Origin of the sequence: Kaistella haifensis DSM 19056, from assembly GCF_000735695.2 — a bacterium.
GTDB lineage: Bacteria > Bacteroidota > Bacteroidia > Flavobacteriales > Weeksellaceae > Kaistella > Kaistella haifensis.
Genome location: NZ_JASZ02000017.1, coordinates 24254 through 44405 on the forward strand (window position 1 = coordinate 24254; position 20152 = coordinate 44405).

Genomic DNA, 20152 nt, shown 5'->3' on the forward strand with positions numbered 1-20152 from the left:
TTTGAAGATTTAGATTTATTTTCTCGTCTATTTTTAAGAAAGTTATTCATTGATTCGGCCTTCTTCAAGCTGGTATAAATCTTTCAAGTTTCTGCCAAGTTCGTCGTAATCCAATCCGTAGCCTAAAACAAATTTATTCGGAATTTCTTTTCCGATATAATCCAATTTGAATTCTTTCTTGTAAACATCCGGTTTCAATAGGAATGAAGCTAATTTTACAGATTTTGGTCGCTGTGTTTCGGTGAAATATTGAAAAAGACTTTCTACAGTGTTTCCGGTATCCACGATATCTTCAACCAAAATAATGTGTCGGTCTTTGATATCTTTCGTTAATTCCATTTTTTGGTAAACAATCCCTGTCGATTGGGTTCCTGCGTAGGAACTCATTTGGATAAAAGCGATTTCGCATTTCCCTGGATAATGTTTCAGTAAATCGGAAAAAAACATGATAACTCCATTCAAAACGCCCACAAATACTGGGGTTTCGTCTTTGTAGTCTTCATAGATTTTTAGCGCGGTAGCTTTTACGATTTCTTGGATTTCTGCATCCTTTAAATAAGGAACAAAGGTTTTGTCGTGAATTTGAATAGATTCCATAGATTATTTACAATATGCAAATTTAAGGTTTTTTTAAATAATTTTTTTAAATTAAAATTTTTAAACATTTTTATAAATCAAAAATGCGATTTCTTTCCTAAACCTTTGCGCAAATCTTTTATTAAATCTATTTTTGTGGAAATCTAAAAATAAAGTAAATATGTCAACTTATGTAGTGGTTGGTCTTCAGTACGGAGATGAAGGCAAAGGGAAAATCACAGATGTTTTATCGGCCAAATCGGACTATGTGGTACGCTTTCAAGGCGGCGACAATGCTGGACACACCGTGTATGTTGGTGATGAGAAATTTGTTTTGCATTTGCTTCCATCTGGTGTTTTGCAATGCAAAGGAAAATGTATTATTGCAAACGGAGTAGTGGTGAATCCAAAAGCTTTCTTGAAAGAAATCGGGCAAATTGAAGAAAAAGGCATGAAAACAGATCATGTTTTTATCAGCCGAAGAGCTCATGTGATTATGCCTTATCATATTCTTCTCGATACCTATCGGGAAGAAGAAGCGGGCGGAACTCATATTGGAACTACAAAAAAAGGAATCGGACCTTGCTACGAAGACAAAATTGCCAGAGTCGGAATCCGCATGGTGGATCTTTTGAATCCTGAGGTTTTAGCTGAAAAAATTAAGAAAAATCTTAAAATAAAAAATTCACTTTTTGAAAAATATTTTGATAAACCAACTTTGGAATTTGATGACATTTACAATGAATTCCTTGAATTAGGTCAAAAATTAAAAGACAGAATCGTCGATACAGAGGTGGAGCTAAACCAAGCCATTCACGACGGAAAAAATATCCTTTTCGAAGGTGCGCAAGCTGCGATGTTGGATATCGATTTCGGAACTTATCCTTATGTAACTTCGTCTTCGCCTACTACCGGAGGAGTTTGTTCTGGAGCGGGAGTACCGCCAACAAGTCTTCAAAACCTTATCGGTGTGGCAAAAGCATACACAACAAGAGTCGGCGAAGGACCTTTCCCAACAGAACTTGATAATGAATTGGGCGAAAAAATAAGACAAACGGGATTCGAATTTGGTGCGACAACCGGAAGACCAAGAAGGACCGGATGGCTCGATTTGGTTTCGCTGAAGCATGCTACGATGATCAATGGAATTAATAATCTTGTGATCACCAAACTCGACGTGCTTTCCGGAATTCCTACTTTGAAAATCGCAACACAATATAAAACCGAAGATGGGAAAATCATCGATTATTTCACTTCATCAACCACTAAACTTTATAACTACGAACCAATTTATGAAGAGCTAGAAGGTTGGACAGAAGATATTACCAAAGTAAGAAGTTACGATGAATTGCCTGCAAATGCAAAAAAATACATCGAGTTTATCGAAAATTATTTAGGAATTAATGTGTATTTGGTTTCCGTAGGCCCGGAAAGAAGCCAAAATATCATTCGAAAAGAATTGTTCTAAAGTTCTTTAAACAATTATACAAAAGTTGTCGGTAATTTCCGGCAGCTTTTTTTTTGTGTATTTCAGGTTTAAATTTTCATATTACTATGATTTAAATAATATTCATTGAGATTAATTAAACAATTGGTGTATTATTTGATATGTTTTTATTGATTATAAGTTATTGGTGTTGAACTTATAAATTGATGTTTAATTTTAAAACTTTTTAGGTGATGAAAAATCTATTCAAATCTGAACAGGATAATCGTTTCAATGAAATATTATTCGAAAACCGCAACAAAAATTATGGTGCGTATGTATTGAGAAATCAAGAAGGTGAGATTTTACAAAAATCTTTGCTAATCGGTGTTGCATTGTTTGCCGCGATGGCTTTAACGCCTTTGTTGATTAATTCATTTTCAACAAAAACAGTGGTTACAGCTCCGACTCCATCTGGACATATTTTAAAACCTGTTGATCAAGCTCCGGAAAAGAAACCGGAAATCGTAAAACCAATCGTTCCGCCAAAAGTGAACACCTATGATTCCCGCGTAGCAACTCCTACCAGAAATGCGATTGAGCCAAAACCTGTGACCAAACAAGATATTGCAGATGCGGTTCCGGGAGTTACTACAAGTTTGGATAATCCGCCGGTTTCTGTAGTTAGTCCGCCGCAAATTGAAATTCCGGTGGTGAAAACTCCAGCGGTTGTTTCGCCGAAAATAGTAGACAATAATCCGGTGACAACGGTTGATGTAGAAGCAAAATTTAACGGAGGAATTGATGCTTTCAGAAACAAAGTCGTTGGGAATTTCGATACCGGGAATTTTGAAGGAAGCGGAGATTTGATGAAAACTGTTGTTACTTTCATCGTTGAAAAAGACGGAACAATTTCAAACATAAAAGCTAATGGTGATAATTCTCAATTCAATAAAGAAGCGGAACAAACCATTCGAAGCATCAAAGGAAAATGGACCCCTGCAAAATTGAATGGCGAAAATGTAAGAAGCTATTTCAAATTTCCAATTTCAATGCAATTTGAATAAAATATTCAACAAATAAATATCCAAACCACTTATCCACAAAAACTATGCTTTTGTGGATAATTTTTTTCGTGCATAAACGGCTAATTAACAATATTTTAACTTAAACAGAGTTATTAACAATCATCTAAAAATCAGAAAAAAGTGTATTTTTGAAGATTAAAATTTAAATAATGGCTAAAGTTATAGGTGTTGCAAATCAGAAAGGTGGAGTAGGAAAAACTACTACCGCCGTTAATCTAGCAGCTGCATTGGGTGTTTTAGAAAAGAAAATCTTATTGATTGATGCTGATCCACAAGCAAATGCAACCTCAGGCTTAGGAATTGATGAGGCGAACTTTTCGACATACAACCTCTTGGAACACAGCGCGGATGCCGAAAAATGTATCCAAAAAACAGCTTCGCCCAATTTAGATATCATCCCTTCTCATATTGATTTGGTAGCTGCTGAAATAGAACTGGTAGATCGCGAAAAACGCGAATATATGCTGAAAGAAGCGCTAAAATCCATCAGAGATGATTACGACTATATCATCATCGATTGTGCACCGAGTTTGGGGCTGATTACCATTAATGCCTTAACTGCAGCAGATTCGGTGATTATCCCGATCCAGTGCGAGTATTTCGCTTTGGAAGGTTTGGGAAAACTTCTCAACACCATCAAAAACGTACAGAAAATTCACAATAAAGAACTCGATATTGAAGGATTGCTTTTAACGATGTACGATTCCAGATTAAGACTTTCCAATCAAGTAGTGGAAGAGGTTAATTCACATTTTCCGGAAATGGTTTTCGAAACCATTATCAGCAGAAACGTGCGTTTGAGTGAAGCGCCAAGTTTTGGTGAAAGTATTTTGAATTACGATGCAGAAAGCAAAGGAGCGATTCAGTACCTTCAATTGGCCGAAGAAGTACTTTTGAAAAACGATAGTTTAGTAAAGAACTAAGCCGATTTTAAGTTAAACATCAATCATCATTTATACCGAATGAAAGACAAGAAAAGAGCAATGGGACGTGGTTTGGGAGCTATTTTAAGTGCCGAATCCAAAGCTACCGTAAACTCCGCAACCGACGAAGGTGCAGATAAATTTGTAGGAAATATCGTAGAAGTTTCGCTGGAGGATATTTATGCCAATGCTACACAGCCACGGACTTATTTTGATGAAAAAGCCCTGAACGATCTCGCGCAGTCGATTAAAAATTTAGGAGTAATTCAGCCGATTACGCTTCGAAAAGATGGCGATAAATTTGAAATTATTTCCGGTGAACGACGTTTTCGTGCAAGTAAAATCGCAGGTTTAGATACTATTCCAGCTTATATTCGATTGGTTAATGATCAGGAGTTGCTCGAAATGGCTTTGGTAGAAAATATTCAGCGTGAAGATCTGGATGCCATTGAGATCGCCCTTACTTATCAGCGTTTACTGGAAGAAATCGGGATGACGCAGGAAAATCTGAGCCAACGAGTAGGAAAGGAAAGAAGTACCATTACCAACTCGATTCGTTTGTTGAGATTGGATCCGGATGTTCAGAATTCCATTCGAAGTGGGGAAATTTCTGCAGGTCATGGTAGAGCGATTATCAGTTTGGATGATCCACAGAAACAGCAGGAACTTTTCAATAGAATCATTAAAAATAATTTAAGTGTAAGACAAGCTGAGCAGGAATCTAATTTGTTGAAAAATCCTGTTACCGCGGAGAAAAAACCAAAAGCTCCTGTTCCGAATCAGTTTAAGAAAGCGGAGAAAAATCTAGCCGATATCTTAGATGTAAAAGTTGAAATAAAAACTTCCGCCAACGGAAAAAAAGGAAAAATTGTTCTCGATTTCAAAAACGAAGAAGAGCTCCAAAGTATCCTTTCACACTTTAATAAATGAAAAAAATTACCCTAATTTTCATGCTGTTGTTTTCGATGAAAGTTTTCGCACAGGTCAGTCCGAAAGATACGATTCGTGTTGAAAATTATCCTACAGATTCCGTTTCCACCAAAACTTCCGAATCAGATGTTCATGTGCTCACCGATATTCAGGAAGCCAATGCAGCGCCCAAAATTGTGAAGTACAATCCCACAAAAGCTGGTCTTTACTCCGCAGTTTTGCCTGGTTTAGGACAATATTACAACAAAAAATACTGGAAAATCCCAATCGTTTGGGGCGGAATTGGAACCGGCGTCGGAATTGTTCTTTGGAACCAAAAACAATATACCAGATATCGCGATGCGTTTATCGCTCAGCTAAACGGACAAACTCATGAATTTTCGGATATTCCGGGAATTACGGCGGATGCTTTGGGAAGAGTTCAGGATCGTGCAAAGCGACAACGGGATTATGCAATCGCGGTGACCGGCTTGGTGTATGTTCTGAATATTGTCGATGCAGTAGTTGATGCGCATTTGTATGAAGGCCGAAAAGATCCGGATTTGGCTTTGAAACCCACAGTAATTTATGATGAATTTGGTCAGCAAAATTCTAAAGCGGGATTAAGTTTAAGTTATAATTTTTAAATAAAAGAAGCGCTTTGACGCAAAATATATTATGAAAATAGCGATTGTTGGATACGGAAAAATGGGCAAAATCATTGCCGATATTGCCGAAAAAAGAGGTCATGAAATCGTGGCAAGATTAACCGAAACTCCTACAAAGGAAAATCTGAATAATCCGGATGTTGCGATAGAATTTACCAATCCTGAAGTGGCTTTCAATAATATTAAAAGTTGCCTCGAAAACAAAGTCCCTGTGATTTGCGGAACTACCGGTTGGCTCGATCAGAAACCTGAAATCGAGAAAGTTGCTTCCGAAAATAATACTGCTTTCTTATATGGTTCCAATTTCAGTTTGGGCGTGAACTTGTTTTTTGCTTTAAATGAAAAGCTTTCAGATTTAATGAAAAACTTCAAGGAATACCATGTTCAGCTGGAAGAAATTCATCACACTCATAAAAAAGATGCACCAAGTGGAACTGCAATTTCTTTGGCAGAAGGAATCATTAAAAATGATCAAAGATTTAATGCATGGAAACTCGATGAAACCAAAGAAAACCAACTGGGAATTGTTGCGATACGAGAAGATGAGGTTCCGGGAACTCACAGTGTTTTCTATAGAAGCGAAGTAGACGAAATTGAAATTAAACATACCGCTTTCAGCCGAGACGGATTTGCATTGGGAGCCGTAATTGCCGCGGAATGGATTCAAGGAAAAACCGGAAACTTCTCTATGAAAGATGTTTTGGGATTGTAACAAATTCTGCTATTAATAAACTAATGAAAAACTGCTCTAGAAAACAATCCTAAAGCAAAAAGCAAAAAAATTATGAATTATTTTCTTACTTATACTGTCTATGTTCTCATTCTTTCCGTATTGATGGGGATTTCTACATGGAAGCTTTTCAAAAAAATGGGCTACAATCCGCTTTTGGCTTTTGTCCCTTTTTATAATTATTTTATCATTCAGAAAGAAACCAAGCACCCTAAATGGTGGGTTGCGATGGCCTATCTTCCAATTGTAGGACCGATTATGATGACGGTTTTTCATTTATTTTTAATGAAACATTTCGGGAAAAGTTCTTTCACCCAGAAATTGCTTACTGTAGTTCTTCCTTTTATTTATATGGCTTTTGTGAATTATTCTAAAGATGCAGAAGTTGAAGCAAAGGACGAACTTTATTTAACCGAAGAAGAAAAAAATGAGAAAAAGAAAGAATCTTTCGTGGGTTCTGTTACTTTCGCCGTGGTTTTCGCAACCATTGTTCATGTTTTTATTACGCAACCTTTTGGAATTCCTACGGGATCTATGGAAAGAACATTGCTTGTCGGAGATTTCTTGTTTGTTAATAAATGGAGTTACGGTTACCGAATGCCGATGCGTCCATTAGCAATTCCGTTTTTGCAGGGAACTATCATGGATACTGGTGAAAAAGGAAACCCGAAAGACGATCCGAAATCCTATGTTGACGCAGTAAAATTACCTTATTCCAGAATTTTCCAGTTCAGCAAACCTGAAAAAAACGATATCGTAGTATTCAATTATCCTCGAGATTCTGTTCATACAGCGATTGATAGAAAAGATCCCTATGTAAAACGTTGCGTTGCTGTTGCGGGAGATGTTATCGAAATGAAAGCGGGAAGACTTTTCGTGAACGGAAAACCCGAAACAATTTTAGGCGACCAACAAATACAGCATAAATTCATCGCGACTACAGGAAGCCAACTCGATATTCCTGCATTATACAGGCAATATGGTTTTCTTCCAGTGCAGGAAATTCAAACCGAAACCGGCTACCTTTATGATTTTCAGGGATTAACGGATCAAACCGCCAAAGAAATTAAGCAGCTGCCACAAATTATCGAATTGAAAGAACATATTTGGCCAAAAGATTCCGCAGCGGTTTCCTATAAAGTGAATGCTGCAAGAGATGCTTATACCAAGAACATCGATACTGCACAATCAATTTTCCCAATCAACAAAAAATGGAACCAGGATTGGTATGGCCCTTTGAAAATTCCTAAAAAAGGCGATGTCGTAACTTTAAATCAAGAAACTTTACCGGAATATCAGTGGATAATCTCCGAATATGAGCATAACAAACTCGAAAATAAAAACGGAAAAATCTTTGTGAACGGTAAAGAAACATCGCAATACACGATTCAGCAAGATTATTATATGATGATTGGTGACAACCGCGATGCGTCCTTGGATGCGCGATTTTTCGGTTTCGTTCCCGAAGAAAATATTGTCGGAAGCCCGATGTTTACGTGGATGAGTGTGGAAGGATTGTTTGCAGATAAAAGTTCATCCTATCAACCAGAAGGTAAAAAAATCCGCTGGGACAGAATGTTCAAAGCGACCAACACCGGTGAAGCCAACAAAACTTCCTATTGGTGGGTTGCCGTGATTATTCTTGCGCTGTTTTTCGGTTGGGATTATTTCGCAAAACTCTTCAAGAAAAAAGAAAAGGTGGATTAATTTTCCTCTTTTTTTGGGAGCTGATTCCCGCTTTCCGCTGTATCTTTTTCTTTTTTCTAAGAAAAAAAGAAAAAGGATGCCGCTGCAATCGGGGCTATTGGTTTTGTTAACCTATTTTATGTACGATCCAGAATGAAAGTTTTATTGCCCTTATTTTACTTACCTCCCATTTCTTGGTTTTCTGTCTTTTTGCTGCACGACGCCGAAGTTACGCTCGAGCAATTCGAAAATTTTCCGAAACAAACCTACCGAAACAGAACCGTAATTTACGGGGCAAACGGAAAATTGGCTTTGATTATTCCGGTTTTGCATAACGGAAAAATAACAATCAATGAAATCGAAGTTTCGCAAAGGGAAAATTGGCAAAAACTCCACTGGAAATCAATTAAGAACGCTTACCAAAGTTCACCTTATTTTGAGTTTTATGAAGATCAATTAGCGCAGATTTTCACTTTCGAAACGCAATCTTTATTTCAATTTAATTTGAATGCGCTTCAAATTATCCAAAAAATTCTTAAAACAGAAAAGGCATATTCTTTGAATGAAGAGTTCACGAAAACTCCGGCTGATGTGGATTTTAGAAATAAGTTTTCTGCCAAAAAAGAATCGGAATTTGAAATGGAAGAATATTATCAAACCTTTTCCGACAAGCTTGGCTTCGAAAAAGATATCTCCATTTTGGATTTGATCTGTAACAAAGGACCGGAAAGTTTGACCTATTTAAGAAATGTTCAGTCAAAATAATATTTAATTATGAAAAGAATTATTATTGCAGCCTGCTTTTTGACAGGCTTTGCTTCTTTTGCCCAAAATACCACTACTTTGGATCCGATGCAGGACAAAGATTTAATGACTTGGTATCACAAAGATTTTTCTTCATCCAACGTATACGGTGTTAATACCGAAAATGCTTATAAATATTTGGAATCAAAAGGCTTGAAACCAAAAACTGTGGTTGTAGGCGTTTTAGATAGCGGTGTAGAAGTGGATCATCCGGGATTGGTAAAAAACATGTGGAAAAACCCAAATGAAGTTCCAAATAACGGTAGAGATGATGATAATAACGGTTATATCGATGATATCTATGGTTGGAACTTTATCGGTGGTAAAAATGGTGATATCGACATAGATAATATGGAAGTAACCCGCGTGGTGAAAAAATATCAACCAGTATTTGAAGGTGAAAATTCGTCGACCAATAAAGCAAATCAAGCGAAAATGCCGGAAGAATTTGCAATGTACATGAAAGCCAAAGAAATTTTTACCAAAAAAAGCGTTGAAGCAAAACAAGGTTATGAAACTTACTCCAGAATTCAGAAAATGATTCCGAGTATGATTGCTTTGCTTAATGGTAAAAACCTAACACCAGAAGTAGTTTCTACGATAAAACCTTCTACTCAGGAACAAGCGATGGCAGTTTCTGTTTTGGGACAAATTGCTCAGGATCCTGCTGTTAAAGGAAAAAGTCCTGCGGAAGTTCAGAAATATTTGGATGCTCAAATGAAAGAAGCTTTGGATTATTATGGTCCACAAGCGACTAAACAATATAATTTGGATTTCGATCCAAGAGCGGAAATCGTTGGTGATAACTACGACGATTATTCGGAAAGGAAATACGGAAATAACCACTACGAAGGTCCCGATGCAAAACACGGAACCCACGTTGCCGGAATTATTGCCGGACTTCCGCAAGGCAAAGAGATTCAGCACGGTGTAGGTTATAAAGTTGCAAAAATAATGACCGTAAGAGCCGTTCCGAATGGTGATGAGCGTGATAAAGATGTTGCCAATGCTATAAGATACGCAGTAGACAACGGAGCGAAAATCCTGAATATGAGTTTCGGTAAACCTGTTTCTCCAGGTAAAGCTGCGGTTTGGGATGCCTTCAAATATGCACAAGATAAAGGTGTTTTATTAGTAAAAGCTGCCGGAAACGAGAATGAAAACATTGCGGAAAACGTTTATTATCCTACCAATTTTAAAGATGTAAACGATGCAAAACCATTCATCAACAACATGATTGTTGTAGGTGCATCAACGAACGATAATGAGTTTTTGAGAGCAGATTTCTCCAATTACAACCAAAAAATGGTGAATGTTTTCGCGCCAGGCGAGAAAATTTATTCTACCGTACCAGATGGTAAATACGAATATCTGCAAGGAACTTCAATGGCTTCGCCGGTGGTAGCGGGAGCTGCATCTGTTTTGTTGGCGTACATGCCGAATTTGAAACCGGAACAAATCATCGAATCTTTGGTGAAAACATCCAATAAATCTTCGGTCAACGCAATGATTAACTCGAATACGAACAATAGATTTGATTTAATTTCTGAAGCGGGTGGCGTAATCGATGTGCGTAAAGCTGCCGAATATGCCTATACCAACTTCTACAAAGCAACGCCAACAAAATCAACAGTTGCGAAAAAGCCTATTAAAAAACGTGTGAAAAGTAAATAAATTTTCAACACAATATCAAAAAGCCCGATGTTTTTCGGGCTTTTTTTATTCAAATTTTTGAACTTGGCACGGTTTTTTGTTATTTGATTTTAAATAATTTTATTACTATGAAAAATTTACTATTGGCCGGAATCATTGGAGCTGCATTCACAGTTTCTTGTTCCACCGCAAAAACAGCTCAATCAAATAAAAGCGATTTCCTAAAATTGAAAGGCGACTGGGAAATTACCAGCGTTGATTACAACAAGGATTTCAAAGTAAGACCTTTCGACGAAGGTGCTGATGCGCAATGTTTCGTTGGAAGTCACTGGAGACTCATCCCGAATAACTATAGCGGTTCTTATACTTTGAACGGTGGTGGTGCTTGTCCAAGTGTTATTCAGCCAATTAAATTTGAAGTAGTGAACGGAAACGAATTCAAGTTCAAAAAATTATTAGAAGGATCAAAAGCGAAAGCCGTAACCCAAGGTTACTCTTTAAATTTGATTAGCCAAACTACTGATGGTTTTAGCTTAGAGCAAAACATTCCTTCCAATGGTGAAAATGTAAGAATCGTATATAACTTTGCCAGAACAGGCATGAAATAACCTTATAAATTTTTAATTATGAATATTTTTAATAAAACCAATATTGCAGCTTTATTCATTTCATCCTCATTGGTGTTAACGAGTTGTGAATCAGTTCAAAACGCAAATAACCAACAAAAAGGAACCGTAATTGGTACCGCTGCTGGTGCAGTAATTGGAGGTGTTTTAGGAAACAACATCGGTAAAGGTAAAAATGCTCCTGCTGGTGCAGTTCTTGGTGGAATCGTTGGTGGTGTTGCCGGTAACGTTATCGGTAGAAACATGGATAAACAAGCGAAAGAAATCAAGGAAACTTTACCAGGTGCTGAAGTAGAAAGAGTGGGTGAAGGAATTAAAGTTACCATGAAAGAAAATATGGTTAACTTCGGATTCGATTCTTCTAATTTGACTTCCGCGGCGATGGCAAACCTTGATAAATTGGCTGAAGTGTTGAAAAACAATCCTGATACCAACATCAATATCTATGGACATACCGACAGCAAAGGTACTGACGAGTACAACCTTTCTCTTTCCGATAGAAGAGCGGCAGCTGTGAAAGCCTATTTAGTTTCTAAAGGAATTGCTTCCAGCAGAATACATACCATGGGAGTTGGTGAAAAAGAACCAATTGCAAGCAATGATACTGAAGCAGGTAGAGCTCAAAACAGAAGAGTAGAGTTCGCAATTACTGCAAATGAGAATATGATCAAAGACGCTCAAAACGCTCAATAAGACCAAATCATTTTTATTATATTTAAGTCCGCTTAGGCGGATTTTTTTATTTTAAATTCACTATTTTTGGAATTGATTTTACATTGATGACAAAATATTTAAAACTGCTTCGTGTAGAGCAATGGGTGAAGAACCTTTTTGTTTTCGTACCACTTTTTTTTTCCGGAAATATCACCAATTTTGATCTGCTGATCAAAAGTTTTTTTGCGTTTTTGGTATTTTCTTTTGCAGCGAGTGCAGTGTATATTCTTAATGATTATTCCGACATCGAATCCGATAGGAAGCACCCTGAAAAAAGTAAACGACCTCTCGCGAGTGGAGCTATTTCAAAAACTACTGCAGTTGTTGTTTTTGTAGGATTAATCGCACTTTGTGTAGGTTTGATAATCTTTGGTGGATCGTATTTTCATCACAATTCCTGGAAGTTTGCGAGTATTATTGCCTTTTATTTTTTTATGAACATTGCTTATACTTTTAAGCTGAAACATGTCGCCATTATTGATGTTTGCATCATTTCAATTGGTTTTGTATTAAGGGTTTTAGCCGGCGGTTATGCCACAGGAATTTTTATTTCCCAGTGGGCGATTCTCCTAACCTTTGTTCTCGCATTAGTATTAGCATTAGGGAAAAGACGTGGAGAGTTGATCAATGCACAAATTTCCGGGAAAACAAGAAAAGCATTAGACGGCTACAATGTACAGTTTGCAGATATTGCGCTTTCCATCAGTTGTGCGCTGGCAATTGTGTGTTACCTTATGTTTACACTTTCTCCCGAGGTTCAGCAGCGTTTTCATCCGAGGGTTTTTTATACGGTGATTTTTGTCGTTTTTGCTTTTTTGCGCTATTTGCAGCAAACTTTGGTGTACAACAAAACAGAATCTCCAACCAAGATTATTTATAAAGACCGTTACATTCAAGTTACGTTGGTTCTATGGATTGCGGCATTTTTACTTCAAATTTATTTCAAATAATGAAACCAAATTTTACACAGAAAGTTACGAATTGGGGCAATTTTCCAGTTGTGGAAAAAGAAATGAAATCTGAAGATTCTATCCGGAAAATTAAAGAATTCGTACAAAATCACAATGAAATTATCGCTCGCGGAAACGGACGTTGCTATGGTGACGCTTCACTTTCTGAACATATTTTTTCAACCAAAAGACTTAATAAGTTCATTAGTTTCGATCGGTTGAACGGAGTGATAGAGTGCGAATCCGGAGTTTTGCTTTCCGAGGTTCTCGAAGTATGCGTTCCCCAAGGTTATTTTCTTTATGTGACGCCGGGAACCAAATTTATTTCCGTAGGAGGTGCCATCGCATCGGATGTTCATGGCAAGAATCATCATTTGGAAGGTTGTTTTTCCAAGTATGTGCTTGAATTTTCTTTGTTAAATGAAAAAAATGAAGTCATCACTTGCTCGAGAACTCAAAATTCCGAAAAATTCTGGGCAACTATTGGCGGAATGGGACTTACAGGAATTATTCTTTCCGCAAAATTTAAACTGAAGAATATCGAAACCGCATACATTCGACAAGAAAGCATGAAAGCCAATAATTTGGATGAAATTTTTCAGTTGTTCGACGAAAGTGAATCCTGGACTTACAATGTAGCATGGATTGATTGCCAGCAAAAAGGAAAAAACTTAGGAAAAAGCATTTTAATGAGAGGCGAACACGCTTTCAGACATGAATTGCCAAAGAAATCGCAACAAAATCCTTTAAGATTAAAAAAGAAAATTAATCCATCCGTACCATTTTATTTTCCTGGTTTTGTGTTGAATAAATGGAGTGTAAAGTTGTTCAACTGGTTGTATTTTAATAAAAAACGGAAAAAAGAGGTAAAGGATTATGTGGATTATGAATCGTTTTTCTATCCTTTGGATGTGGTGAACGATTGGAATAAAATTTACGGAAAAGAAGGTTTTATTCAGTATCAAATGGTAATTCCCAAAGAAAATGGGAAAGAAGGAATGAGAAAAATCCTTGAAACCATCGCGAAAAGCGGAAACGGCTCTTTTCTCGCCGTGCTGAAGCTTTTCGGTAAGAATAATCCTGAAGCTTATAACTCTTTCCCGATGGAAGGTTATACGCTGGCTCTGGATTTTAAAGTTAACAAAAATCTCAAAAATCTGGTTGAGAAATTGGATGCGATTGTAGAGGAATTTTGTGGCAGAATTTATTTAACTAAAGACAGCATGAGCAAATCCAGTTTAACGAATTATCTACAAAACGTTCAGAATTCGAAATTTGTATCGTTACAACACAAAAGAATCATCAATAATAACTGAATCATTTCTACTAATTCTAATTTATGATCATACTCGGAAGCAATTCAGAAGTTGCGCAAGCATTTGTTGAAAAGGTTTTAGAAGAGGGCGGAAAATATTCGACCATCTATTTGGTGACCTCCAATCGGGAAACTACGGAAAAATTTGCCCGACATCTCGATGTGAAATTTCTACAAAATACCGATATCATTGACTTCGATTTGTTAAAAGAAAACGAATATACCAAACTTGAACATCTTTCAGCGGATTTGTTGTTTTGCGCAACAGGTTTTCTCGGCGAAGGAACTGAAGAAAGCTTGTACGACCCGAAAAATACGGCAAATATTGTTGATATTAATTACGCAAAGCTAATTCCATTGCTCAATTTTTTCGCCCAGAAAATGGAGAGGCAGCGTTCCGGAACAATGATCATTCTGTCCTCGGTAGCGGGTGATCGTGGCAGACAAAGCAATTTTATTTATGGAAGTGCAAAGGCAGGATTAACGGCTTATTTAAGCGGGTTGAGGAATTATATGTTCACCAGAAAAGTTCATGTGATCACCATAAAACCAGGATTTATGGACACCAAAATGACGGAAGGTTTGCCGCTGAATCCCAAACTTACAGCCACGCCAAAACAAGCCGCAGAAGCAATTTATAAAGCACTGAAAATGAAAAAAAATGTTGCATATGTATTGCCGATTTGGGGATTGATAATGCTGATCATCAGAAATATTCCTGAATTTATTTTTAAAAAACTAAAACTTTAGAAAACAAGATTGCGATTGATGAGAAAATTATATTGCTTCGATTTTGATGGAACTTTAACCCGCAAAGACACGATGTTTTTGTACCTGAAATTTTATAACTCTGCCAAATTCAGAACTCAGTTTATCAAACATATTCCGCTTTTTGTTTTGCTTAAATTAAAGCTTGCAGATGCCGAAAAAGTAAAGAAAAATTTTATATCTTCTATTTTAAAGGGTGAAAGCAAAAGCAGAATAGAAAAGAAATCGGAACTTTTTTTTCAAGAATTTTATCCGGAAATTTTTCGGGAAAATGCTTTGGAATTCATCAAAAATATCGACCGCGAAAATACCGAATGTTATATCGTTTCCGCTTCGCTCGATATTTGGGTAGCGCCTTTTGCTAAGGAATTTCAGATGAAACTTTTATCCACACGCGCGGAATTTAAAAACGATAAGTTTACCGGAAATTTCATTGGCAAAAACTGTAACGGAGCTGAAAAAGTAAACCGAATTAAAGAAGCAATTGATGGCAAAAAGTTCGATAAAATCAAAGCTTTTGGCGATACTTCGGGCGATCGGGAAATGCTGGCTTGGGCAAATGAAAGCCATTTTGAATTTTTTCACTAATTTTAGCTCCCCAAAATAACAATAAGAAAGTACAAAAAATGGATAAAATATATCTGGATAATGCTGCGACAACACCGCTCTCCGAGGAAGTAATTGATGCAATGGTTTCGGTAATGAAAGTTACTTATGGCAATCCTTCATCTACCCACAGTTTCGGGCAGGAAGCCAAAATTCTTATCGAAAAAACTAGACGCGAAGTTGCTGATTATTTGCATGTTACTCCAGCTGAAATTATTTTCACTTCATGTGGAACCGAATCCAATAATATGATCATTAAATCTTGTGTGGATCATCTTGGGGTGCAGCGAATCATCACTTCACCACTGGAGCATAAATGTGTTGCAGAAACAGTTTTGGAGATGAAAAATAGGAGAGGAGTTGAGGTGGTTTACCTTCGTCCAGATCAAAAAGGAGATTTGGATTTGGCAAAACTTGAAGAATTACTAAAAAATTCAGATAAAAAAACGTTGGTAAGTTTAATGCATGCCAATAATGAAATCGGTAACCTTCTGGATATTAATAAAGTAGCGCACCTTTGCAAGGAAAACAATGCGCTTTTCCATTCAGATACTGTACAATCGATGGCACATATGGATTTGGATTTTTCTAAAATTCCGGTGGACTTTGCAAGCTGTAGTGCCCATAAATTTCATGGTCCTAAAGGAAGTGGGTTTGCTTTTATCAGAAAATCCTCCGGTTTGAAGGGGATCATCACCGGTGGACCTCAGGAAAGATCGTTGAGAGCAGGTACGGAAAACGTTTGTGGAATTGTAGGTTTAGGAAAAGCATTGGAACTTTCATTGAAAAATATGAGCGATTATGCTTCACACATCAAAGAAATTAAAAATTACGCGATCGAAAAACTTGCTGCTGAAATAGAAGGCGTGAAATTTAACGGAAGAAGTGCGGAAGAGGGAAGTTTATACACGGTTTTAAGTGTTTTATTGCCTTTCAAAGATCCAATGATTGGATTGAAATTAGATATGAATGGAATCGCCATCTCTCAGGGAAGTGCTTGTTCATCGGGTGCATCTAAACCATCAATGGTGATGATGATGATTTTGGATGAAGAAGAAATGGATAATTCCACACCACTGAGAATTTCGTTTAGCCATCTCACCACCAAAAAGGATATTGATGCATTAATTGATGCGCTGAAAAAGATCGCTTCAGATTCTAAAATAGAAAAAACAAATATTGAACATAGATAATTTACGCAAGGGATTGGTAAGAAAGTTGTAAATTTGGACTTTGAAATTTTAATTAAAAAACAAAAAAGATATGGCATTAGAGATTACAGACCAGTCATTTAAAGAAATGGTTTTGAATTCAGACAAACCAGTGTTGGTTGATTTTTGGGCAGTATGGTGCGGACCATGTAGAATGTTAGGACCAATTGTTGAAGAAATCGCAACAGATTTCGAAGGAAAAGCGGTTGTAGGAAAAGTAGATGTTGACAATAATCAGCAGGTTTCTGTTGATTATGGTATCAGAAATATACCTACTGTTTTAATCTTCAAAAATGGTGAGGTAGTAGATAAAATTGTAGGAGTTGCTTCGAAAGAAGTGATTGCGGAGAAATTATCTGCACATTTGTAGAAAAATAATTCAGTAATAATCAATGCTTTCCGAAAAAGAAAGCATTTTTTTTTCGAAAATGTTTTGTAGATAAGCAAAAAGTTGTATTTTTGCACTCACCAAAAAGAAAGAAACTTTCTAAGAGGTAATTCTAAAGATCCGGTAGTTCAGCTGGTTAGAATGCCGCCCTGTCACGGCGGAGGTCGCGGGTTCGAGTCCCGTCCGGATCGCAACTACAATATCAAAGTAGTACAAAAAGCTTTAAAACGTATGTTTTAAAGCTTTTTTTGTTTTATGTCTGTTCAAAGAGAACTAAAAAAGCACAATCTGAAAGTGACCTATTCAGTGACCTGTTAAAGCAGGTTTAAAAAGGTCACTGAAAATTCAGACAAACCCTGTTCAGTGGCTAGTTCAGCAACTGAATATCTTGTGATAAGTTTTTGCTAAGGTTAATTTTAAATCTTAAACGCTAGACGAAATGAACAAGACATTCAATTTACTTTTCTATGTAAAAAAAGCTAAAATCAATTCTGTAGGAGAGTCTCCTATTTATTTACGAATTACAATTGATGGCAAAATATCCGAGATCAGCACAAAACGTACAATAAAGCCTTCAAAATGGAGCTCTGCTATGCAGAAGGTTAGTGGCTCTTCAGAAGAATGTAAATCACTTAATTTTTATTTAAAAACATTTGAGCAGAAAGTTTATGATTCCTATCACGAATTAATCAGAGATAAGGAAACGGTAACTTGTGAGGCTCTTAAAAATAAGTTAGTGGGTAGAGGTAGATTGACTAGAACACTCATTCCGGTTTTTCAGGATCATAATGATCGAATGGAGAAACTAATAGACAAAGAATTTGCCCAGGGAACATTAACCCGTTATAAGACCTGTCTGAAACATACCAAAGATTTTTTGAAATGGAAGTACAGTGTTACCGATATTGAAATTAAAAAGATCGATTACGCTTTTTTAAACGATTTTGAATTTTTTTTAAGGACTGAAAGATCCTGTAACAATAATTCTGCAGTAAAGTATATCAAGAATTTTGGTAAAATCATTCGTATCTGTCTTGCAAATGGATGGATGGAGCGAGACCCTTTTCTGAACTATCATTCAAAGTTTAATGAAGTGACAAGAATGTTCCTTAATGAAAAGGAAATAGAAGTGCTTTTTGCCAAAGATTTTAAAAATGAGAGATTGTCTTTGGTAAGAGATATTTTTTTGTTCAGCTGTTTCACCGGATTGGCGTACATCGATACTCAAAAGCTAACCTATCAAAATATCAATTTAGGACTTGATGGCTCACAATGGATTTATACCAAACGTCAGAAAACTAAAACTACCTCTAATATTCCCTTGCTTTCTCAAACAGAGAAAATTATTGAAAAATACAAAAATCATCCAGTATGTCTTAATACTGGAAAGTTGCTGCCTATTCTTAGTAATCAAAAAATGAATGCATATCTCAAAGAGATTGCAGACCTGTGCAGTATTAGTAAAGAATTGACTTATCATATTGCACGCCATACTTTTGCAACAACTGTTACTTTATCCAACGGGGTTTCCATTGAAAGTGTTAGTAAAATGCTAGGTCACAAAAGTATTAAGACGACACAGCATTATGCGAAAATACTTGATAAAAAAGTCAGTGAGGATATGATGGAATTAAAACAAAAATTTATTGACAAAAAGAAAATTGCAATAAGTTCTTAGGTAATTAGATGTTGCTGAAAGGATTGTTGCTGATAGAAATTATTCCAAAAAAAACTAAGAATATAACCAAGTAATGTTAATTTTTCAGCTGATTAATACATTTAAACATTATTATAATTGTTATAAACGGGAGTGTTACTTAATCTTTCTTATGTGGTACTTCCAATTGTGTTCTTATCCAGCCATCTGCGTCTTTTAATATGCAGGTAAACGGCGTTTCCACGCAGGGGAAAATCTTGAATAGTAATCTCCTTATGGAATCCGTGTGCTGTTAAAATTCGATTTGAAACTTCTTTGGGTGGGTTATTTTTCTCCTCAAAATAAAGGTGCATCACTTCACCCTCGGTGGTTTGCTTCGTTAAATCAAAATGTTCAATTAAAAATTCAGGCAGAATATGTTTCAGCAGTTCCAGATAATGATCCAATGTTCTTAAAGTTTACTGCAAAAATCGAAAACTTATTTCAATTTGCACACAACTTTTGAGATTGATCCAATAAAACTGAAAAAAATCATATTATAATAAAAGAGTTTTTTATCTTTTATTTGAAAATTTATTTTACATTTGTATCAGAAAAAGAAATAAATATGTTTTCTAAAACCTGCGAATACGCTTTGAGAGCTTTTATCTATATCGCCCAACAAACAAAAAGTGGGGGGAAGATTGGAATTAAAGACATTGCTGTGGGAATTGATTCTCCGGAATATTTCATCGCAAAAATACTGCAAGATTTGAGTCGTAAAGGTTTTGTACAATCTGCAAAAGGACCTACCGGAGGATTTTATTTGGAAGACAATAGTTTGAATCGTTCTTTGGCGGAAATCGTAAAAGAAATTGATGGCGATAAAATTTTCACTGGTTGCGGTTTAGGATTGAAAGAATGTTCGGAAGATCATCCATGTCCGGTTCATCATGAATTTAAAAGCATCAGAAATAATCTACAAAAAATGTTGGTCAATATGAAAGTAGGTGATTTTGTTGAGCAATTGGACGCTCAAGAAACTTTTTTAAAAAAATAGATCTTTCAATTCTATTTTTTTACTATAATAAAAGATAAAATGGTGTTAATATATTAAAATGAAATATCAAATTAAATATCCATTCATTTTCGCAGTCAGTTTTTTCTGGCCCGGATTGATTATAGCGGTTAGTTTTTTGGAAACTCCATTGAAATTTCAAGTTCCTGGAATGACTTTGCCAATCGCTCTAGAATTAGGAAAAACAATGTTCGGAATTTCCACAAACATTCAATTGGGATTGATGATTTTGGTCTTTTTTAATTTCTTTTTAAATCCATCGAAACTCAATAAATTTATTATCTGTACTGGAGTTTTGCTCGCTTTGATTTTGGTTTAAGAAAAATTTTGGATGTTGCCAATTTTAGATGCACGAGCAGATGTTTTAGCCACTGGAAAGGGACTCCCACCAACTCCG

22 protein-coding genes and 1 tRNA gene are annotated in these 20152 nt (G+C 36.2%); 21 read left to right on the forward strand and 2 right to left on the reverse strand.

Going from position 1 to position 20152, the window contains the following annotated elements; translation table 11 throughout:
* Positions 1 to 42: 42 nt before the first annotated feature.
* Positions 43 to 597 (reverse strand): phosphoribosyltransferase, encoded by a 555-nt coding sequence (locus tag AP75_RS08585; protein WP_031503471.1) that lies wholly within the window; start codon positions 595 to 597, stop codon positions 43 to 45.
* Between the two features lie 160 nt (positions 598 to 757).
* Between AP75_RS08585 and AP75_RS08590 the strand changes: the two genes are divergently transcribed.
* The 19 genes from AP75_RS08590 to AP75_RS08680 all read left to right on the forward strand — a co-directional run bounded on the left by AP75_RS08590 (position 758) and on the right by AP75_RS08680 (position 18719).
* On the forward strand, positions 758 to 2044 hold the full coding sequence (locus tag AP75_RS08590) for an adenylosuccinate synthase (protein ID WP_088264302.1): 1287 nt from the start codon (positions 758 to 760) through the stop codon (positions 2042 to 2044).
* A gap of 212 nt (positions 2045 to 2256) precedes the next feature.
* Positions 2257 to 3069: an energy transducer TonB gene (locus AP75_RS08595; RefSeq protein ID WP_088264304.1), complete on the forward strand. Its 813-nt coding sequence runs from the start codon at positions 2257 to 2259 to the stop codon at positions 3067 to 3069.
* Positions 3070 to 3239: 170 nt separating this feature from the next.
* Positions 3240 to 4013, forward strand: a complete 774-nt coding sequence (locus AP75_RS08600) for a ParA family protein (RefSeq protein ID WP_031503473.1) — start codon at positions 3240 to 3242, stop codon at positions 4011 to 4013.
* A gap of 39 nt (positions 4014 to 4052) precedes the next feature.
* The gene (locus tag AP75_RS08605) at positions 4053 to 4943 is read left to right on the forward strand and encodes a ParB/RepB/Spo0J family partition protein (RefSeq protein WP_031503474.1); all 891 of its coding nucleotides are present in this window, start codon (positions 4053 to 4055) and stop codon (positions 4941 to 4943) included.
* Entirely contained in the window at positions 4940 to 5569 is a 630-nt protein-coding gene (locus tag AP75_RS08610) for a DUF5683 domain-containing protein (RefSeq protein ID WP_031503476.1), read from the forward strand. The genes AP75_RS08605 and AP75_RS08610 overlap by 4 nt, the downstream gene beginning before the upstream one ends.
* Before the next feature lie 31 nt (positions 5570 to 5600).
* Entirely contained in the window at positions 5601 to 6302 is a 702-nt protein-coding gene (dapB, locus tag AP75_RS08615) for a 4-hydroxy-tetrahydrodipicolinate reductase (RefSeq protein WP_031503479.1), read from the forward strand.
* Positions 6303 to 6374: 72 nt separating this feature from the next.
* Positions 6375 to 8027, forward strand: coding sequence for a signal peptidase I (lepB, locus tag AP75_RS08620; RefSeq protein ID WP_088264306.1), 1653 nt, complete (start codon positions 6375 to 6377; stop codon positions 8025 to 8027).
* 132 nt (positions 8028 to 8159) lie between these two features.
* On the forward strand, positions 8160 to 8771 hold the full coding sequence (locus AP75_RS08625; protein ID WP_031501891.1) for a WbqC family protein: 612 nt from the start codon (positions 8160 to 8162) through the stop codon (positions 8769 to 8771).
* Positions 8772 to 8780: 9 nt separating this feature from the next.
* A complete protein-coding gene (locus AP75_RS08630) occupies positions 8781 to 10484 on the forward strand; it encodes a S8 family serine peptidase (protein WP_088264308.1) in 1704 nt (567 codons plus the stop codon).
* 107 nt (positions 10485 to 10591) lie between these two features.
* Positions 10592 to 11071 carry a lipocalin family protein gene (locus tag AP75_RS08635; protein ID WP_031501894.1) on the forward strand — a complete coding sequence of 160 codons (480 nt, stop codon included), beginning with the start codon at positions 10592 to 10594 and terminating at the stop codon, positions 11069 to 11071.
* Between the two features lie 18 nt (positions 11072 to 11089).
* Positions 11090 to 11782, forward strand: a complete 693-nt coding sequence (locus AP75_RS08640; protein ID WP_088264310.1) for an OmpA family protein — start codon at positions 11090 to 11092, stop codon at positions 11780 to 11782.
* Between the two features lie 86 nt (positions 11783 to 11868).
* On the forward strand, positions 11869 to 12753 hold the full coding sequence (locus AP75_RS08645; protein ID WP_031502348.1) for a decaprenyl-phosphate phosphoribosyltransferase: 885 nt from the start codon (positions 11869 to 11871) through the stop codon (positions 12751 to 12753).
* Entirely contained in the window at positions 12753 to 14069 is a 1317-nt protein-coding gene (locus tag AP75_RS08650) for an FAD-binding oxidoreductase (protein WP_031502346.1), read from the forward strand. The genes AP75_RS08645 and AP75_RS08650 overlap by 1 nt, the downstream gene beginning before the upstream one ends.
* Before the next feature lie 23 nt (positions 14070 to 14092).
* Positions 14093 to 14818, forward strand: coding sequence for an SDR family NAD(P)-dependent oxidoreductase (locus tag AP75_RS08655; RefSeq protein ID WP_088264312.1), 726 nt, complete (start codon positions 14093 to 14095; stop codon positions 14816 to 14818).
* Between the two features lie 18 nt (positions 14819 to 14836).
* Complete coding sequence (locus AP75_RS08660) at positions 14837 to 15424, forward strand: HAD-IB family hydrolase (protein ID WP_031502344.1); 588 nt, start codon at positions 14837 to 14839, stop codon at positions 15422 to 15424.
* Between the two features lie 38 nt (positions 15425 to 15462).
* Positions 15463 to 16635 carry a cysteine desulfurase family protein gene (locus AP75_RS08665; protein ID WP_088264314.1) on the forward strand — a complete coding sequence of 391 codons (1173 nt, stop codon included), beginning with the start codon at positions 15463 to 15465 and terminating at the stop codon, positions 16633 to 16635.
* Between the two features lie 70 nt (positions 16636 to 16705).
* A complete protein-coding gene (trxA, locus tag AP75_RS08670; RefSeq protein ID WP_031502343.1) occupies positions 16706 to 17023 on the forward strand; it encodes a thioredoxin in 318 nt (105 codons plus the stop codon).
* 135 nt (positions 17024 to 17158) lie between these two features.
* Positions 17159 to 17232: transfer RNA gene (locus AP75_RS08675), tRNA-Asp, on the forward strand.
* Positions 17233 to 17480: 248 nt separating this feature from the next.
* A complete protein-coding gene (locus AP75_RS08680; RefSeq protein ID WP_031502340.1) occupies positions 17481 to 18719 on the forward strand; it encodes a site-specific integrase in 1239 nt (412 codons plus the stop codon).
* A 149-nt stretch (positions 18720 to 18868) separates the two neighbouring features.
* Here the strand turns inward: AP75_RS08680 and AP75_RS08685 are convergent, their stop codons facing one another.
* Complete coding sequence (locus AP75_RS08685; RefSeq protein WP_088264316.1) at positions 18869 to 19144, reverse strand: ISAon1 family transposase N-terminal region protein; 276 nt, start codon at positions 19142 to 19144, stop codon at positions 18869 to 18871.
* Positions 19145 to 19305: 161 nt separating this feature from the next.
* On the opposite strand from AP75_RS08685, the gene AP75_RS08690 reads away from it, so the two are divergent.
* The gene (locus AP75_RS08690; RefSeq protein WP_031501550.1) at positions 19306 to 19737 is read left to right on the forward strand and encodes an RrF2 family transcriptional regulator; all 432 of its coding nucleotides are present in this window, start codon (positions 19306 to 19308) and stop codon (positions 19735 to 19737) included.
* Positions 19738 to 19795: 58 nt separating this feature from the next.
* Positions 19796 to 20074, forward strand: coding sequence for a hypothetical protein (locus AP75_RS14680; RefSeq protein ID WP_242589795.1), 279 nt, complete (start codon positions 19796 to 19798; stop codon positions 20072 to 20074).
* The last annotated feature ends 78 nt before the right edge of the window (positions 20075 to 20152 follow it).

Coding starts and splice junctions, on each gene's coding strand:
- AP75_RS08635 (WP_031501894.1), top strand. CDS start 10,592: ATGAAAAATTTACTATTGGCCGGAATCATTGGAGCTGCATTCACAGTT.
- AP75_RS08650 (WP_031502346.1), top strand. CDS start 12,753: ATGAAACCAAATTTTACACAGAAAGTTACGAATTGGGGCAATTTTCCA.
- AP75_RS08625 (WP_031501891.1), top strand. CDS start 8,160: ATGAAAGTTTTATTGCCCTTATTTTACTTACCTCCCATTTCTTGGTTT.
- AP75_RS08585 (WP_031503471.1), bottom strand. CDS start 597: ATGGAATCTATTCAAATTCACGACAAAACCTTTGTTCCTTATTTAAAG.
- AP75_RS14680 (WP_242589795.1), top strand. CDS start 19,796: ATGAAATATCAAATTAAATATCCATTCATTTTCGCAGTCAGTTTTTTC.
- AP75_RS08655 (WP_088264312.1), top strand. CDS start 14,093: ATGATCATACTCGGAAGCAATTCAGAAGTTGCGCAAGCATTTGTTGAA.
- AP75_RS08660 (WP_031502344.1), top strand. CDS start 14,837: ATGAGAAAATTATATTGCTTCGATTTTGATGGAACTTTAACCCGCAAA.
- AP75_RS08610 (WP_031503476.1), top strand. CDS start 4,940: ATGAAAAAAATTACCCTAATTTTCATGCTGTTGTTTTCGATGAAAGTT.
- AP75_RS08665 (WP_088264314.1), top strand. CDS start 15,463: ATGGATAAAATATATCTGGATAATGCTGCGACAACACCGCTCTCCGAG.
- AP75_RS08680 (WP_031502340.1), top strand. CDS start 17,481: ATGAACAAGACATTCAATTTACTTTTCTATGTAAAAAAAGCTAAAATC.
- dapB (WP_031503479.1), top strand. CDS start 5,601: ATGAAAATAGCGATTGTTGGATACGGAAAAATGGGCAAAATCATTGCC.
- trxA (WP_031502343.1), top strand. CDS start 16,706: ATGGCATTAGAGATTACAGACCAGTCATTTAAAGAAATGGTTTTGAAT.
- AP75_RS08595 (WP_088264304.1), top strand. CDS start 2,257: ATGAAAAATCTATTCAAATCTGAACAGGATAATCGTTTCAATGAAATA.
- AP75_RS08590 (WP_088264302.1), top strand. CDS start 758: ATGTCAACTTATGTAGTGGTTGGTCTTCAGTACGGAGATGAAGGCAAA.
- AP75_RS08605 (WP_031503474.1), top strand. CDS start 4,053: ATGAAAGACAAGAAAAGAGCAATGGGACGTGGTTTGGGAGCTATTTTA.
- AP75_RS08690 (WP_031501550.1), top strand. CDS start 19,306: ATGTTTTCTAAAACCTGCGAATACGCTTTGAGAGCTTTTATCTATATC.
- AP75_RS08645 (WP_031502348.1), top strand. CDS start 11,869: ATGACAAAATATTTAAAACTGCTTCGTGTAGAGCAATGGGTGAAGAAC.
- AP75_RS08630 (WP_088264308.1), top strand. CDS start 8,781: ATGAAAAGAATTATTATTGCAGCCTGCTTTTTGACAGGCTTTGCTTCT.
- lepB (WP_088264306.1), top strand. CDS start 6,375: ATGAATTATTTTCTTACTTATACTGTCTATGTTCTCATTCTTTCCGTA.
- AP75_RS08600 (WP_031503473.1), top strand. CDS start 3,240: ATGGCTAAAGTTATAGGTGTTGCAAATCAGAAAGGTGGAGTAGGAAAA.
- AP75_RS08640 (WP_088264310.1), top strand. CDS start 11,090: ATGAATATTTTTAATAAAACCAATATTGCAGCTTTATTCATTTCATCC.